Annotated in this window: 13 protein-coding genes and 2 pseudogenes; 3 read left to right on the top strand and 12 right to left on the bottom strand. The window is 52.3% G+C overall.

Translation table 11 applies throughout. The annotated features are described in order from the left end of the window. Positions 1-267: 267 nt before the first annotated feature. Both B9L19_RS01250 and B9L19_RS19210 read right to left on the bottom strand, forming a co-directional pair. Complete coding sequence (locus B9L19_RS01250) at positions 268-444, bottom strand: hypothetical protein (RefSeq protein ID WP_014195142.1); 177 nt, start codon at positions 442-444, stop codon at positions 268-270. 18 nt (positions 445-462) lie between these two features. Continuing rightward, positions 463-507, bottom strand: a pseudogene (locus B9L19_RS19210) (SEC-C metal-binding domain-containing protein); the annotation flags it as partial. A 120-nt stretch (positions 508-627) separates the two neighbouring features. On the opposite strand from B9L19_RS19210, the gene B9L19_RS01245 reads away from it, so the two are divergent. Continuing rightward, positions 628-1,338: a plasmid pRiA4b ORF-3 family protein gene (locus B9L19_RS01245; RefSeq protein ID WP_015865237.1), complete on the top strand. Its 711-nt coding sequence runs from the start codon at positions 628-630 to the stop codon at positions 1,336-1,338. 86 nt (positions 1,339-1,424) lie between these two features. Here B9L19_RS01245 and B9L19_RS01240 read toward each other — a convergent pair whose 3' ends face one another. From B9L19_RS01240 to B9L19_RS01230, 3 genes are all read right to left on the bottom strand, one after another. Beyond that, complete coding sequence (locus B9L19_RS01240) at positions 1,425-2,759, bottom strand: SEC-C domain-containing protein (protein WP_015865238.1); 1,335 nt, start codon at positions 2,757-2,759, stop codon at positions 1,425-1,427. Between the two features lie 498 nt (positions 2,760-3,257). Then, entirely contained in the window at positions 3,258-5,453 is a 2,196-nt protein-coding gene (locus tag B9L19_RS01235; RefSeq protein WP_011232729.1) for a YecA family protein, read from the bottom strand. A 297-nt stretch (positions 5,454-5,750) separates the two neighbouring features. Continuing rightward, positions 5,751-7,067, bottom strand: coding sequence for an SEC-C domain-containing protein (locus B9L19_RS01230; RefSeq protein WP_053004375.1), 1,317 nt, complete (start codon positions 7,065-7,067; stop codon positions 5,751-5,753). Positions 7,068-7,283: 216 nt separating this feature from the next. On the opposite strand from B9L19_RS01230, the gene B9L19_RS01225 reads away from it, so the two are divergent. Then, positions 7,284-8,927 carry a hypothetical protein gene (locus B9L19_RS01225; protein ID WP_047752537.1) on the top strand — a complete coding sequence of 548 codons (1,644 nt, stop codon included), beginning with the start codon at positions 7,284-7,286 and terminating at the stop codon, positions 8,925-8,927. Continuing rightward, the gene (locus B9L19_RS01220) at positions 8,924-11,683 is read left to right on the top strand and encodes a DEAD/DEAH box helicase (RefSeq protein ID WP_047752533.1); all 2,760 of its coding nucleotides are present in this window, start codon (positions 8,924-8,926) and stop codon (positions 11,681-11,683) included. The genes B9L19_RS01225 and B9L19_RS01220 overlap by 4 nt, the downstream gene beginning before the upstream one ends. Positions 11,684-12,447: 764 nt before the next feature. Here the strand turns inward: B9L19_RS01220 and B9L19_RS01210 are convergent. The 7 genes and pseudogenes from B9L19_RS01210 to B9L19_RS01185 form a co-directional block, all read right to left on the bottom strand. Continuing rightward, positions 12,448-13,011 carry a Uma2 family endonuclease gene (locus B9L19_RS01210; RefSeq protein ID WP_025948761.1) on the bottom strand — a complete coding sequence of 188 codons (564 nt, stop codon included), beginning with the start codon at positions 13,009-13,011 and terminating at the stop codon, positions 12,448-12,450. 380 nt (positions 13,012-13,391) lie between these two features. Continuing rightward, positions 13,392-14,363: an MTP-1 family protein gene (locus tag B9L19_RS01205; protein WP_025948760.1), complete on the bottom strand. Its 972-nt coding sequence runs from the start codon at positions 14,361-14,363 to the stop codon at positions 13,392-13,394. A 275-nt stretch (positions 14,364-14,638) separates the two neighbouring features. Then, a complete protein-coding gene (locus B9L19_RS01200) occupies positions 14,639-15,127 on the bottom strand; it encodes a macro domain-containing protein (protein ID WP_025948759.1) in 489 nt (162 codons plus the stop codon). A gap of 78 nt (positions 15,128-15,205) precedes the next feature. After that, positions 15,206-15,286 (bottom strand): annotated as a pseudogene (locus B9L19_RS19625) (hypothetical protein); the annotation flags it as partial. Continuing rightward, a complete protein-coding gene (locus tag B9L19_RS19725) occupies positions 15,283-15,483 on the bottom strand; it encodes a DUF488 family protein, N3 subclade (protein ID WP_425268990.1) in 201 nt (66 codons plus the stop codon). The pseudogene B9L19_RS19625 and the gene B9L19_RS19725, both read right to left, overlap by 4 nt. Positions 15,484-15,489: 6 nt before the next feature. Then, the gene (locus tag B9L19_RS01190) at positions 15,490-15,921 is read right to left on the bottom strand and encodes a hypothetical protein (protein WP_047752532.1); all 432 of its coding nucleotides are present in this window, start codon (positions 15,919-15,921) and stop codon (positions 15,490-15,492) included. Positions 15,922-15,923: 2 nt separating this feature from the next. After that, a complete protein-coding gene (locus tag B9L19_RS01185; protein ID WP_047752531.1) occupies positions 15,924-17,237 on the bottom strand; it encodes an AAA family ATPase in 1,314 nt (437 codons plus the stop codon). Positions 17,238-17,249: the final 12 nt, after the last annotated feature.

Here is a 17,249-nt window from a genome sequence, read left to right as displayed (position 1 = left end):
TGCATGATGCCTCTTCACACGACAGCAGCCACAACGCGCAACCCAGTCGAACCATCCAGCTACGGCCGACATACCACCATCGCTTCTCTAACCGATGTCCGAATGGATAAGCCGTCCCCATGAAGAAACACGCAGAAGCGCCAAAAGCGCTCCGTGCTCCAACGGGAGACGGTGTCCTTTGTCGCGCTGGAACCATTCAATGACGCGCATTCCATTGGGAAAACGGTGAATGAACAAGCACCAAAGTGTTTCAAAAAATCCAAAATATTATAAATACTTCATACCCTCTATTTTTTGGTAAAACGTCCGTCTCGCCACTGCTTGTTCGTTGTAAGACAGCGATTCATCCAAAAATCGCTGCACCATTTGCGACAGCTCATATTTTTGGCCAAAAAAGCGGCGCTGGCGCACCCGTTTGATTTCATGATTCTGCTGTTTGTTCATGCAGCACTTCTTATACTTTTTCCTACTTCCACACGGGCATGGGTCATTCCAGCCGATCGACATGCGTCATCCTCCTCTCCCATCTTTCTTTTTTCAATATTTCCATCAATAATGTTTAAATTCTACTATGGACAGGATAAACTACTATTATACAAAACGTTTATCCGAAAGGAGACGAGGGCTATGAACCCCGACAATCTTGCTAAACTGATCGACGAATTGTCTGCCATGTTCCATCCGACAGAGCGGGACCGTCCACACGGCAGATGGGTTAAGGCGCCAAAGAGCGCACCCCCCTCCAAACGGCGGCGGTCCAAAACAGCCTACCAGCTGAAAATCACATTAAACGGCATCCGCCCGCCGATTTGGCGGCGCGTCCTTGTTCCCGGACATGCGACATTTCACGAGCTTCATCTCATCATCCAAGAAGCGATGGGATGGGAACAAGCCCATTTATACGAATTCGATTTCGGAAGCGTTCTCATCGGCATCCCTGACGGCTGGGATTCGTTTCAGCTGGAAAAAGAACTGATGGACGCCCGCCGCATCCCATTACAGCAATGGCTGACGGAAGAAAAACAAAAGTTTCTATATATTTACGATTTTGGCGACTACTGGCGCCATACCGTCACTGTTGAAAAGATTGAAACACTCCCAAAACCGTTGGAACGCGCCGCTTGCCTGAAAGGAAAACGGGCGTGCCCTCCCGAGGATTGCGGCGGCGTCTATGGCTACCTGGAGCTGCTGGAAGCGGCGGCGCAAAAAGACTCTCTTGCCGATCCCGAATTGCGCGAGCTGGTAGACTGGATGTACGACATGAAAGGCGAAGATTTTGACCCTGATGCCTTTGACGTCGAGGAAGCGAACGAGCGGCTGGCCTATATCCGATTGTAACGCATGCGAAAGAAGGTATCCGTCATCTCTCAAGGGCACCTTCTTTCGCACCCATCTGTCCTTTGTTGCCTGCTTTGTCCATCGCCTTACAAAAATCCCCGTTCGGCAAACGTCTCCCAGACGAGCTCCTCGAGCTCCTTGCGCAACTCAGCTGCATCGACTCCTTCAAGCAACCCGTCCTTTTTCCATGTTCGGATCGCTTTGTCGATCAAGCGATGGACTTGATCAACGTCCCAGCCCTCGCAATCAAACAACTCCTCAACTTGGTCAAGCCATTCCTCAATCGCACGGTCCAGCTCATCGCCATCCTCCATCCCACCGTCGTCGAACCAGATCTCATCACCGTCATCCCCATCGTCAAAGAGCCACTCATCATCATTCTCGCCCTCATCATCTCCATCATCGAGCAACTCTGTGCGAAATAAAAACAATTCCATCACAGCGGCTTCCACTTCCTCTACAGGAACGCCGTAGTGTTCCGCAACCTTTTCCATATTGACAAATTCTCTTCCAGCCATTTCACTCGCCAAATAACGGAGTGCAGCCGCATACACAGCAGGATTCTTGATGACCGGTTCATCCATTTCGCAATATGCGCGCCAAAGGAACGCAGCCTCGCTGAGCACTAGGGAGGAGGTTGTTTCTTCCTTTTTCTTTAATTCGCGAAAAACATCATCTTGATCTCGATCCCCCCAGTCCTTTTCGCTCAGCAGCTGCCACAACAGCTCATGGACCGCTATTTCAAGCAATTCCGGAAACGACTCGCGCAAAAACACTTCACACGTTTTCATATCCGGATTCCATTCCGCTTGAAGCGCCCGCGCAAGCCGATCCTTCCCGCTCTTTGGAATCGGCAGCACCTTCATGAAGTACGCCCACTCGTCCCCATGCGGAACGAGGCATCCTACTAACACGTCCCCCTCCCTAGCAGACGGAAGCTCCTCCGGCGTCAAAAAACGGACGTACTTTTCTTTTCTGGTCAACAGATCGCGTACAAGGAAACGCCGCTCATCCTCGATATGAATGATCTCGTCAAACGACGGAACCGCCTCGTCCCATCGCTTCAAATGAGTTTGCACTGCTGGACGCCACCGCGTGCGGCGCCGGCTTCTCATATAGGCTGAAAAAATTGTCATCCCTTTGTCATCAACGTGTCTGTGAAAAATCGCCCAGTTCGTCAGCAATAAATTGGCGCTGGTCTCCAGCTCGTTAGGAAGCCCTTGAAATGGAGAACCAGACATCATGAAAGCAAGCTCTTCCTCATATCGCTCTAACGCAAACGAAAACACATCTTGCATACATTTGGCCACTTCACGGTCAATTAGAGATTCTATCGATACTGCTTCTTTCTTCCCACAACAATGCTTGTACGTTTTCCCACTGCCGCATGGACAAAGATTGTTTCGCGATGCCTTCACCATATAGCTACCTACTTTCTTTGTATCATAGTCATTGAACGTTCTCCCCCTCTACGCTAACGCTCGGGCCAGCTAAACACTTTGGGGAGACATTCACGATCAACGTGTGATGGAACTGCTTTCAGCAACACATATCGCAAGCACTTTGGGACTTCCGCCGCTCATGTCGAGAACATCGATTCGCATTCCATTTTTATCAAAAGGTGCCCTTGGCTTTTTCAAAACATGCCATATTTCCTTCTCCAAGGAGAAATCAGCCAATCCATGATTTTCATGCCGGTTGACACTCCGCACTCCTAAAGGTGTAGGATTCTTGGATCATTCGCGTCCTCATCCGTTTCTCGGTAAAACGAGAAAAACCCTGCTTCTCAAGCACACGTTATGGTGATGGACCAAAATCCTAAGAATATGAATGACTCTTACCATTGGGCTTGCCTGCATAATGGAGAATCATAGAGGCCGAGCCGAGAGAAACAAGCGCCCCGTCATTCATCGGGACGCCTACGGCCGGCGAAGCAAACGGGACAACGAGGCAAGCAGGCGCTCTTGAAACGCAGCCCGTTCTTTCTCCACCTTGTCTGGCCACTCTTGCAGCGCCTGAAGCCACGGCTCTACGTACGGTGAGAAAGACGGCGGATATACGCGGGCAAGATCGTCCAGCTTGCCGTTGCGATCGGTCGCGGCGACGATATACATGCCCGGCAACAGATGCGGCTCTGCCCGCTTCGGAATGTCCCATGTCACCGTTCGGTTATGGGCAAGCCAATCCAGCACCGCCTTCCCCTGTTCCACACGCTTGACGCGGAAAAACGAGAAACCGACGGAAAGGGAAATAGGCAAACCAAACAAACGAGCAAGCTGCCAAGCCATCAGTTCCTCATCCCCCTTTCCGTTCTCGCCCCTCCATTCATCCAGCAAAGCAAAGCAATGTTCCAATTCGCTTCTGACCTCTTCCAGCACGGCACCAATAACAGTTCGATGATTCGTTCCATAACGGCGGTCCAGCCAATCGGCCCACTCAAGCAACATATCGAGCGCTCGGCTCACCACTTCCCATGAAAACGAACTCCATCTTGACGGGATTTGATCGACGATGCATTGTTTCCAGTCTTCTTCTCCTACGTCCTCCCACGATGAAAACGTCCGCCCGGTCATATATTCACACACGAGCAAAACCACGGCCCAACACGCCTCTTTGGCCTCTTTTTCTCCGCTCACGATGACTTCGTTATAAAACGCCAATGCGTCATCGGTAAAATACATCCCTTCCCATTCCGCGCGGATCAACAATGTCTCGGTTCTTTCCGGCCCCATCCATTTCATTTTCCATAAGTCCGAAAGACGATGTGATGAGCTAAACGGAGATGGGGGCAATCCATAACGGGAGCGAATGGGATTCACTCCGATGAGCACCGGCAAATTGGCTCGTTCTTGCATGTTAAACAAATGGAATTCATACTCTTTCAGCCACTCATCCACTTCCTGCACACGCCCCTCGCGCGCCATTTCGTGAGGGGTTTTTCCATTCCATTTCTCAAGCGGGGTGTGAAGGGCTTTTTCCATTTGAACATCCAATCCGGCCATCGTTGCCACCCAAGGGGGAGAGTCTGGGTCTGAATCAATATGAAGCGAAACGTTTTCGATCCCTTTTCGGCGCAAAACGGCTTCTGTCCCCCGTTTTCGTTCTTTTGGGGAATACCCAAACGCCTGCAGCAGCGACACGAGCTGTTCGGCCGTCCCTTCCTCCTCGGTAGACAACACGAGACGCGACCGATGAGCGGATAATGACCCGCCTAATTCAAACACATGAATCGGCTTGGGGGAAATCACTCCGACATAATGGTACACATTGGTGCACCATGAACCTTCCACTTTCTCCCCATCGTCATGATCAATGTGAGCGCGTCCGATCGAAGCAAGCTTCCTCATCGCCTCAGCGGCTTCCTGGCATTCGTATTCATACGTCCATCGCGTGCGCTCCTCTTGTACATCGTCCGCCCTCGGAGGATAGCCTGCATCAACGATATCGAGAAAATGTTCAACGGCTACCTTTTCATACGGCCAATCGGTTTGCGTCAACAAGACGCGAATGTTCTCTTCCGCCCGTTCCACGCCCTTCGGATCCACAATCGATGATACACCGCAAACGTAATAGCCGCCGTCAAAGGGCTCCAAAAAGGCAAACATGCCGCCCCAAGGGCGCACAACCTCCAATGTCTCGCAATACGGCATGAGAAGTTTCTCGCCCGTCAACCGGTCGACCGCCACTCCTCCTTCATCATGCAAATCGACAAATTGCACAAGGCGCGGCACAAGTCGAACCCAGCGGTCCAACATTTCCTTGAGCTCCGGAGACAGACGACGCCCTTTTTCCTGTTGAAACCATTCAACGCCGCGCAATCCATTCGGATAACGATGGAGGAAAAAACGCCAAAGCGTCTCAAACACCTTCAACTCTTCACGATGATCCTTTTGTTCGATCATTCGGCGAAATGTACGGTTGACCGCTTCGCGTTCATCATAAGACAGCGATTCATCCAAAAACCGCTGCACCATTTGCGACAGCTCATATTTTTGGTCAAAAAAGCGGCGCTGCCGCACCCGCTTGATTTCACGCTCCTGCTGTTTGTTCATGCAGCACTTCTTATACTTTTTCCCGCTTCCGCACGGGCACGGGTCATTTCGGCCGATTGCCATGCAAAATCCTCCCTTCTAATCTTTCCTTTCCAAAACGGCGACCAAGATATTAAAAACGGTCGGAATCGCGCACAAAGCCATTTTTCCCAATCCATTATGGATTCGGTCAAAACGGATCGTTCCCCGCCGCTTTTTTTGGAGTTTCACGAATGGAACGTATTCCATTCCCTGTTTCTGCTTATAGAGAGCTTGGGTTGAGCTCCATGATGGTTGAATGAGAGAGCCCTTGTGGAACCGGCTTTCCTTTCTGACGAAATGCCGCTGACTTGCGCGCAGCGCCCGTTTTTCTGCCAGCTTCTAGATGAATCCCCGATCGGTGAAGATCTCCCACGCTACATCGCGGAGTTCTTTACGCAATTCTTTTTCATTCACTTCCTCGAGCAGGCCTTCATTCCGCCACGAACGGATGGCGCGGTCAATATGACGGTTGACTCGCTTCTCGTTCCATCCTTCACGCATCAACATCAGATCGATGTCATCGATCCATTCATTGATGCGCGCATCAAGCTCATCCCCTTCCTCTTCGAACCAGTCTTCCTCCCAGTCATCGAGCCATTCCTCGTCGTCTTCATCATCAACAGCCATCAGGAAAAAATCCAACGCCGCCGATCGCACATCTTCTGGCATCACGTCATACCGATCGGCGATGTCTTCCACCTCCGATCCTTCCGCCTTCATCAAATGCCCAGCCACATAGCGGAGCGCCGCCGCGTAGACGGGGACCGAATAAGGGAGGCGGGATGTTTTTCCGCAATAGATCGCCCATATGGCGAACGCTTGATTGAGCAGCGCCGCTGGCGCCTCCAGCTCGTTTTCATCGAGCTCGCGAATGACGGCCGCTTGTTTCGGATCATCCCATTTGAACTGTTTGGCGAACTGCCAAAGCCACTCCAAGAGCACATCGGAAAGCACAGCGACGAACCGATCGCGCATCCATAAAGCCGATGGCTGACCGCTCCACTCCCCTTCTTGTTGAATCGCCCGAAGCAATCGATCTTTCCCTGACGCCGGGAGCGGAAACACCGCTGTGAAACACGTGAACACGTCTTGGTACGGCACAAGGAAGCCGAACACCACATCTCCTGTTTCGATCACGCTCGGCCATTGATGGGAAGCCAATAAATGAACGATCTTTTCCCCTCCCGTCAACAAATCCCGGACAACGGGGCGATTGTCGTCCTCATAGCCGATGAACTCGCCAAGCGACGGAACGGCTCCTTCCCACCTCTCGATGTGAGCCTGAACGGACGGGCGCCACCGCTCCCAATGACGGCTTTTCCGGTAAGCAGAAAAGATCGTTTGTCCTGTTTCATCAAGCGGCCAACAAAACAACATCCAGTTCACCGCCATGATCTGCACGCCAAGCTCGAGTTCCTCCGGCATCTCATCAAGCGGGAACTGGTCTAAAAGCTCTTCCGCCTCCCTCTCATACCGCTGCAAAACAAACTGACGCATATCATTCATGCATTCGATCAACTCGCGGTCAATCAATGACGAAATCGAAACCGCCTCTTTTTTTCCGCAACAATGCTTGTACTTTTTCCCGCTTCCGCACGGGCATAACGCGTTCCGCGGCGTTTCCGCCATATTCGATGCACCTGCTTTCTTTTCCATTTGGACTTTTTCTATTCCTATTATACCATCATCGATAGACGTTCAACCATCACCAGCTTTCTTTCTATCAAAACGCGTACACGTTCAAAAGCTCGCAATGTCCTTTCATGCCGGCTCGAGAACAGACGCGTTTTGTCACATTGCCCCTCTTTTTTCGACACGCTGTCACATGCTATAATAGGATGATAAGGAATGGATCGGAAAGGACGGACCGACATGTTGCAGACCACGATCTCCAAACCGCTTTTGCGGCAAGCGGCAGAAGAATTGGTGAAAGAATTGCCGTATCCCATTTTCCACAATCTCATTCAAAAAGGACGGGATTTGTCCAGATACGGGTTCGTCTATAACGTGATGGTCATCAACAGCCATGAAGTGGAAGGGGTCGTGTCTGACAAAACTCCTCATGACGTCATGGTTGATTTGTCCAACGTCACCCGCCGCCATCGCTGCCCGTGCGGGACGGAAGGGCTGTGTCCACACGTTTTGGCGCTGTTCTTTTATATATACGGCAACGTGTTCGACGTTGGCGAGCTGTTCCGCCTTTGGAAAAAAGGGCAAATCGGTGCGTTGTGGAAAGAATCCGCTGTCCATGAACCAAAAACGCCTGCTCCAAAACGCGCGGGGAAAACGGCAGGCCTTTCGATCACAGCCAATGAAACGGTTGAAGATTGGCGGGGCCAGTTCGAGAAACAGTATGAAGACTTTTTCTCCCGCCATCAAAACGGCCAAAACTGGCCGTACCGTTTAGCCTTCCAGCTGCTCCCGAAACTTGGCAAAAACGAAGGGAAGCAAGCTGGCGCCCGTCCGTTGCGGGAGCTTCATGCCGCCCTCTTTTTGTTGGAAAAGCTTCGGCAGTACGGGGAGGCGCAAGGGTGGAACGACGTCGTATTCGCCTCTTACGGACAGTTTTCCTGGCAGCAGGACGTCAACTATGTCGCCGACCGCGCCTTTGACGCCTTGGAAAAATTGTCTACTCAATCGCTGCCGCGGTCGCTCAACGCGTTGATTGAACAGACGATTCCGTATGTTCGTGATGTACTGTTTTTGGACGGAGGGCTGTCATCATTCGGCTATGACTTTTACACAACCGCGTGGGAATCGCTGTTCACCAAGCCCACATGGCGGCAAGAGGAACGAGCCGAACTCCTTCGGCTCGCCAAAGACCGAGACGACATCCGCGCCGCTATGGCGGCGGCTCATCTTTCCTTTTTGCTTGGCGAAGACGACGAAGCGATGGCGCTTTACCGCGCGTTCCCCGATCAGGCAGGCTTGTTTTTGGTGGAATGGATGGGGCGATTCATTCAAAACGGCCTCTTGAAACGGTTTGAAGCCGTTTGGGAAAAAGCAAAAGACGATTGGCCGCTTTATCTTTCGCATATACCCGCTCCCATCCGAAGCCGTTTTTTGGACGAAGCGGCGCACTGGTTTGAAATGTACGCCCGGCAACGAAACCGCTCGGACGCATGGGAAGATTTTTTGCAGCGAAGCCTTCCGTACAGCGTCAACGAGTACACCAACTTTTTGTATCGGCAAGGACGCTACCGGGAAGTCGTGGACCTATTCTTATGGGCGAACATCACCGCTGATGAGCTGCATCCGCAGCTGCTCAAAACATTGCAAGCGCGCGGGACGGATCTTGTCATGCCGTTATATCATCGGACCGTGATCAAGCTGCTCAACGAGAAAAACCGGTCAAGCTACCAAAGGGCGGTCCGCCACTTGAAAACGATGCGGGCTCATTACCGCTCGATGAAGCGATTCGATCAATGGGAAGCGTATCTTGAACAGCTGCTCGCCAAAACGGCGCGCCTGCGCGCGTTTCATGAAGAATTAAAGAAAGGAAAACTGCTTCCATGAAGGCATTGGAGACGATTCAGATTTCCTGCAGATGGAATGAAGAGATTCGATGTTTCGAGCTCTCTGGTTCCACCCATCCCTCATCATGGGTTTCGCCTTTATTGGCTTGGCACGAAGAAACCTTTTACGGGACCATGATTGATATCGAAGACGACATCGTGCGGCTGTCGCCGTGGCAAGCGCTCACTCTGTTCGCGTTGCGTCCGCACTCGCGCTTTTCCGTCATCGAATGGGCGGATGAATTCACCGCCCGATTGGAAGAGTGGGCGAGACACATTTGGAATGGGTTGGGGGAACGCCGCTTCCTTCCAGACGCTTCCCTTTGGAAAAACACAGGCGGCGCATGGAGCGAAGCGGGTCGCACCCGCTGGCGCGGCGCGGATGACGATCCCGATCCGTTCGTCGCTACATGGCGGTCGCTGGCAATCGCCGACTGGCTGTCGCGCGACCCAGAGCTGCGCGGCATTTGGGGCGACATCGTTCGCGCTTATCCATTAATCGCCTCCCCCAGCGGCCAATGGATCGGAACGGAAGACGATTGGCTGGAACAAATCGGCTGGCTCGGCGACCGGCCGCCGTTTACGGTCGGGCTTCGCCTCGTCGAGCCGCCTGAGGACGGCGACGCATGGACGCTGGAAGCGGTGTTCATCGCCATCGACGACAGCGTCATCGCCTCTGCCCGTGATATTCCGCGCGCCTGGCGCCCATATGAATCATCGATCCAGCGCGCCATTCGCCGCATTTGCGCGATCGTGCCGTGGCTTGACGCCGGGGAGGGTCTGCGGACGGAACTGTCTAATGAAGAAGCGTGGCGTTTTTTGTCCGAAGACAGCTTAAAGCTCACCGAAGCGGGCGTACGCCTCTTGCTTCCCGACTGGTGGCACGACATCCGCCAGGCGCAGCTGTCGATCAAAGCGAAACTGTCGCCTTCCGTCAACGCCGAATCACTGTTCGGCCTTGAGCGGCTCGCTGATTTCGATTGGCGCGTCGCGACCAACGGGATTGAGCTGACGGAAGAGGAGTTTGCCGCTTTGGCGGAACAAAAGCGGCGCCTCATTCGCCTGCGCGGCCAATGGCTCATCCTTGACCCCGCCCTTGTCCGCCGCGCCCAGGCGCTCATGGAAAAGGCGAAAAAAGAAGGCGTGCCGATCCACGATATCGTGGCGCAAACGCTGCTTTCAGAAGCAGAGGAGCGCGAAGAGGCAACGGACGAATCGATCCCGATCCACATTGACGTCCATGATCAGTTCCGCGCGTTCATCCGCCAGCTCCAGCAGCTGGATGGATTGCCGAAAGCGAATGTGCCGCCGTCGTTTCGCGGCACGCTCCGCCCGTACCAGCAGCGCGGCGTCGACTGGCTCGTCTTTTTGCGCCGATTCGGCTTTGGCGCCTGCTTGGCCGATGACATGGGGCTAGGCAAAACGGTGCAGCTGCTTGCTTATTTGGCGCACGTCAAAGAAATCGAACGCCCGGACACGCCGGCGTTGCTCATCTGCCCGACAAGCGTGATCGGCAACTGGCAAAAGGAATGCGCCCGCTTCACCCCAGACTTGCGCGTCTACGTGCACCATGGACCGAACCGGGCGAAAAACGATGCGTTCGTGCAAACGGCAGGCGAGGCCGATCTCGTCATTACGTCTTACAACCTTGCCCATTTAGACCATGACGATTTAAAACAGATGCACTGGCACGTCATTTGCTTGGATGAAGCGCAAAACATTAAAAACGCGCAAACAAAACAAGCGCGCGCCATCCGCCGCTTGAGCGGAAAACATAAAATCGCCTTATCCGGCACGCCGGTTGAAAACCGTCTCGGCGAACTTTGGAGCATCTTCCACTTCCTCAACCCGGGCTACCTCGGCAGTGCGGCCGAGTTTGAACGCCGATTTGCCGGACCGATCGAAAAAGAAGGCGATGCCCGCAAAAAAGCGGCGCTGCAAACGCTCATCCGTCCATTTCTCTTGCGGCGGACGAAAACGGATGAAGCGGTTGCGCTCAACTTGCCGGATAAGCTCGAACAAAAAGAATATTGCCCGCTCACGGCCGAACAGGCTGCCTTGTACGAGCAGCTCGTCAACGACACACTCGAACGGGCAAAGGAAGCCAGTCCGTTTGCGCGGCGCGGCTTGATTTTGCAAATGCTAAACGGTGTGAAGCAAATTTGCGACCATCCGGCGCTGTATTTGAAAGAACGCCGCCCCCGCCAGCTCGTTGAACGGTCGCACAAGCTCGAAAAGCTCATCGAACTGATCGAGCAAATCCGCGCCAACGACGAATCGTGCCTCATCTTCACGCAATACGTGCGAATGGGCGAGATGATCCAACAGCTGCTTTCCGACTTGTTTGATGAGCCGGTGTTGTTTTTGCACGGAGGCGTCCCAAAACAAACGCGCGACCGGATGGTGGATGAGTTCCAAGCGAAAAAAGCGCCGATTTTCCTTTTGTCGCTCAAAGCAGGCGGCACCGGGCTCAACTTAACAGCTGCCAACCACGTCATCCATTTCGACCGTTGGTGGAACCCGGCGGTGGAAAACCAGGCGACCGACCGCGCCTACCGCATCGGACAGACGAAATTCGTCCACGTCCATAAATTGATCACCGTCGGGACAATCGAGGAAAAAATCGACGAGATGCTCGAACAAAAACAAGCGCTCGCCGACCTCATCACCGAAGGCGAGGCGTGGATCACCGAACTTTCCGATGACGAACTGCGCGGCTTGCTCGCCTTATCGGCCGCGGCGAAAGGAGGCGCTTGAGCATGGCGGAAGAAAAACGAAAGCGCAAGAAAAAAACGGCCGAAAACCCTTGGGAAAAGCTGCTGAAGCGGATGGAAGAAAAGTTGAAAGAGCGAGAAAAGCGGCAAAAGCAACCGTAAAGGGACATCACGCAGGCGATGAACATCCTGTTGGACACAGAAAAACTTCATCCTATTTCGCGCAGGAGACTTCCACTTCAACGACCAAAGGGAGTAAGTGGGAGAGGAATGCGCGTTCCCCCTTTCTTTTGTGTATGATCGAATAAAGACGTGGAGAAAACTGTTCAATAAAGGCACTCCAATCACGGCTGCTCGATGGATGGAGTGGGTTGCAGGAAACGTGGCAACCGTCAAACATCGAGCGTAGGTCCGTCTGTTGTGTGTGGAAGCCAAGTACTGCCAACAGACACACCGAGAGAATCGGTAACGATGCAGGCATGACCGGCGTCGTTGGGTAGTTGTCAACCTGCCCCTGATGCAACCCCAAATCAAGGAAGGAGGACGAAGTCCGCTCGCACTTCTGGGGAGTTGCAAGCCCCCACTCAAGCGTTAGCGAAGTGGGGGTAGTTGACCAACAAGTGTTGCTCTTTGTCCAGCCATGAAAAGGATCATCCAGGCACGTGTGTTCATCGAAACATCTCATGGGCAACGTTTTGCCCTTCACCCGGGCATGAACATGAATCATCAAGGCACGCGCATTTTCACGGAAACAGCGTGGGATTGATCCCACGCTGTTCGCTTTCAAGCCATCCTCTCAGCACCTTGTCAACGAAACAATTCGGGCATGTCGATTGCAAGCCCCGGAAAATACACGGAGCGAACCGTTCCCGTTTTCACTTGAACATCCGCCTGCTCATACAGCCGTTCCTCATTGAGCACATACACCGTCACAGCCTGCTTCATCGGATTGACGATCCAATATTCATGGACACCGCATGCCATGTACAAATTGAACTTGGTGACAAGATCATGCGCCTGGTTCGACGGACTTAAAATCTCGACGATCAGCGGCGGCACTCCGATATACTTCGTTCCATCCAATCGTTCTTCGCCGCAAATGACCGTCAAGTCGGGAACGACCACATGTCGTTCCCCTGTTTGCTCATCAACAAGCTCCACATCAAGCGGCGCCGCCAGCACATCGCACGGCTTTCCTCGAAAAAACAAACTGAACTGAAAATGAAGCCGGCTCGAGATGAGCTGATGCCGCACGCTTGGCGACGGGGTCATATACACGGCCCGATCAATATACTCTAAACGATCATCGCTTTGTTCACGCAGGACCCAATAGCGCTCATACGACACGCCAGAAGCAAGCGGAAAAGACAACGAAGGCCCCTCCCCATTCCCTTTTTTCTCAGTATACTGGATGGCTTCGAAAGGGGCAATGGGAGGCGAAAAGGGTCTTCCCTAAGAATCCGTCCAATGGATTGAAGTCAGCGAATATGAATGCAAAATCTTCCGTTTTATACATTATGAACATTTTTTGGATCCATATCCGCCAAAATGGTTTCGTCCGACCGACTCCTAGGAGAACAACGCGGCTCCGACTGCCGCTGGCTATTATGGTCTATCGCGCAAACAAGTCACGTTTATGTCAAACCGAAGCCCTTCGCACAAGGCAAGAAACATAGCCGGCCAAATGTGAAAAAGGACCGGCCGCCAACCTTCCCCATTCATAGAGAAGGTCTGTCGCACCGATCCTTTCGCTAAACGGAAGCATACATCCGATCAAGCTCTTGCGCTTCGTATTTCGCAAACGGGTCGATCAGGGAAATTTTTTGCGCCTCAGCATCGCCGACGCCCGCGTACAGCTCGGCGGTGCCGTCGCCTTTGCGGATGAGTCCGCCGCTGAAGACGACATTCGCCAAATCCGGCCGTTTCGCCGGTCCGTCCAAAAAGTGGGAGCGAAGCGCAAGCAATTCCAATTCCGAACGCTCCATCGTCTCGGGATTCAACACAAACACCATCGGGTAGTAATGGCGGTTGCCGTGCTCGTCAAAGCAAGCGATATGGCCGAGCGCCCCAACAAGCCCGTTTGCAAGCAAATGCGCCTCGTTCACGCCGCCCCATTCTTCATCCGTAAATTGGGCGTCCAAAATCGGCGCGGCGTCAATCACGTCCGGCGTCAACTCATCGAGCGAGAAAATGCGGGTGAACCCGATTTTCCCGCGGCCGCCTTTTTCCCCTTGCGGCCGGGTGAACACGCCGATCGAGCCATCTTTCAGCTCGACAAGGCGAATATCTTTCATCCCGTCCGGCCCTTCGGCGAACTTTTTCAAACTCCGGATATTGCGGCCGCGGTAAAAGACCGTCCGCCAGCTATGCTCGCCAGCAAACACTGGATGCGGAAACGTCTCCACCCCGCCAAACACCAACTGGCCGTGAATGCGCGCCACAAATGGGTCCTGCAGGGCGAACACTGGCGCCCCTTCACGAGGAACCCAGACGCCGTCACGCTCGACAAAAAAGTGCACTTCCGACTGCTCGCTGTCGCGCGACTCGACGCGGCCCGCGATGACAAATTCACCTTCATCTTCAAACGGTGCAGAAATATTGTAAACGTCCCGGTCCCCGACACCCGCAAAGCGGAGCTTTTCCGGCTCAAACGGCTGCGGGGCCAGGCGGAATTCATCGACTAATACTTGACATGTCTTCAATGTTGGCGATTGGAATAACATAATCATCCCTCCGGATGGCGCCCAAAACGCTTACACAAGCGTTTTGGGCCGTTTTTCCTGGTCGCGGTTCGAACAGGAAACCCCACTCCCTTTTCACACCGGCTTCGTCATTCGGACACCAACGATGATGCCACCCCCCGCCGCCGGATCAGGAAGTCAATGAAACTCATTCATTCGTGTGTTCCTATTATAATATGATATGAGAAAGAAGGAAACACGTTATTCATTGCCAAAAAAAGCAGGGCCAAGACGAAGTCAAGGCCCTTTTTCTCCCTTTATTGGCGCTGTTGGACAAAATCGATAAATGCTTGATCAATGTCCACGACCACAAACTCCACATCCTCGACCGGACCCAGCACCTCGACGAACAATCGCGCCACGTTTTCTTTGTCAAGCCTTCCGACGCCTGTCCCTAACGCTGGCAGCGCCGCCTTCTTGATTCCGTGCTCTCGGCAATACGCCACAAGCCGCTCAAGACACGCCCGGACGATGTCATACGACGTCGCCCCTGCAGGCTGCTTCATCGTCACTAAGTGAATGACCCCGCGAAACGGCAGCGAGCCTGCCCCTGTCACGTACAAATCGCCGGGCTTAGGGTCTTGCGCTTGACAGACGCGGATCGCTTCCTCCTCGATCACACGTCCCCCCGCCCGGCGGATCGCCGCTGCCACCCCACCGCCCATCGGTCCGATGCCGTTGGCGGCATTGCAAATGTACTCGATCCCTTCCACTTTGGTCAGATCGCCGACCATGGCGCGAATCATCCGAAACCCCTCCTTAGCGATGTTGCACAAAAACTCCCCAAGAACGATGGCATGGTTGTGCTGCTCGTCTTTGGCGGCATAAAGCAACGTCACCGTCCCGGAAAGCGAAAGCAGCTCCGTAACGAGCGCTTGCTTCGTCGTATCAGTCCTCCTGTTCATACGTTCTCGCAAACTCGGCAAACCGCTCCGGCCGATGGCCAAACCATTGCTGGAGGGCAGTCTCTTTCACCAGCGGTCACGGCACGCTTCGACCTTTGACACCGCGGCCAAAGGCGGTCAACGAGAATGCGGATGCCGTCAACCTGTTCTGCTGGAATATCAATTTGCTTTGTTTGGAACACAGGTCCGTTCCTCATGTTCCTTTACACCTCTACCTCATCCCATTTCACTTTCACCGCTAACGAACCGCCCGTTCTCCGCAACATTTTTTCCAGCTTGATCCTATCGGTCGATTTTACAGCAGGCGTTCTCACACGCGTCATGATAATTCGCCCTTCCAACCGATATCCAGACAACTTCTTGCCTAATTGTTCAACCGTTCGCATGATTTGCCTCACAGCTTCCTCGAGATCAGACCCTTTTAACTCGACAAAAAACGCTCGGCTTTCTTCTAATACTAAAAATAGGAAATCACAACGCTTTCCCTCCATGAGCAAACAACCATCTACACGGTACAAAGCGACGTGCTTTTGCTGCTTGTTGACGAAACGGACTCCCCTCCCATTTTCTTCAACGACAGCCAACCTTCGATGATCACAGTATTGCAAGCAATGTTCCCACTCTGCAATGGCCATGTTTATTTTCCCTCTTCCTCCGCCTCCATAAGCTCATCGAGCACACGGTTGATTGCTGATGATGCTTCATCAATCGCTTCAGCTTGCATTAACTGCAATTCATCATCCATAATGCTTCGATAGCAGAACCTCCCCCCTTCATTCTTCAGAATATAGGCCTTTACCCTTTGCGGAGAAATCCGCAACTGTCGGTCTACAATTGGATTGGCACGCCGATCCAATTTTTTTCCGATTTTGGCAGCATACAAATAAATATTAAAAGCAGACAAAATATATGGACTGTGAGTCGTAACCACGAGTGTACTATTCGTCACATTGAGCAGCAACGCCAATAAGGCAACCATTTCTTTTTGCGCGTTCGGGTATAAGTGTGCCTCCGGTTCTTCAATCACCATAAATACTCGCTGCCGTTCCAGAATGATGGTGAAAATTAGCAATAAAATCCAAACGACTTCCTGTTGTCCAGAAGAGGAAAACTTCAGTTTTGTATACTCTCTTTCATTAAAAAAAATCCGCTCCCCATAATCAGAGAACATGTATTTCCCTTTCATCACGCCTTCGATCATCTTGATGGCCAGTCGGATCGCCTCAAAGTCAATTTTTTCTGTCGAGAATTTTTTGCGATCTTCGATGATTTCCTCAAATGAATGTGAAAACATCTTTTTCAGCAGATTAATTCGCTCGATAAACTGTTCTGTTAACACATCGAGTTGCTGCGGGTTAATATCCTGAAGCTGATCCGACAATGTGGCCACCAGACTTCTCCCTGCAGGGATAAAAATGGGTGTTTTGGAATCGCCGAATACTTCAGTGATCGCTGCTTTGACCTTTTCCAACACATTTTGCTGCCGCACTTTCCAGGAGGAAACATTCCAAAAATCATCCAACTGTTGTTGTTCGTATTGCATTTCCTTTTTTAACTGCACAACATGCAAAAAATTTTCCTGGATCTCCCGTTTTAGTGGATCACTGAAATGGATTTGTACATAACCGTCCTTTAAATCCAGGCGAACAAATTTTTGAACATCATACTCATAGCGAATATGAAACGGTTTCATATGTTTGGTTGTGCCAAAGTACCCAACAAATTTTCTCCGAAGACGTTTATTGAACTCAAAAAATGGGTTGTGTTCTTCCGTTTGACGTACTGAAAGCAAATAGTTCACCCATTCATCAGGAATGGATTGAAAGAAAAAAATCAATTTGCTGATCGTACTTTTTCCGCTCGCTTGGGGGCCAATCAAAACGGTCACATCCGCGATCTCCTCATCAAACAGCTCCACAGGGCCAAAATGTTCAATCCGTATGCGCGCCATATCCTACCCTCC

This window comes from Geobacillus thermocatenulatus, assembly GCF_002217655.1.
Taxonomy (GTDB): domain Bacteria; phylum Bacillota; class Bacilli; order Bacillales; family Anoxybacillaceae; genus Geobacillus; species Geobacillus thermocatenulatus.
This window is presented reverse-complemented; position numbering and strand designations above follow the sequence as displayed.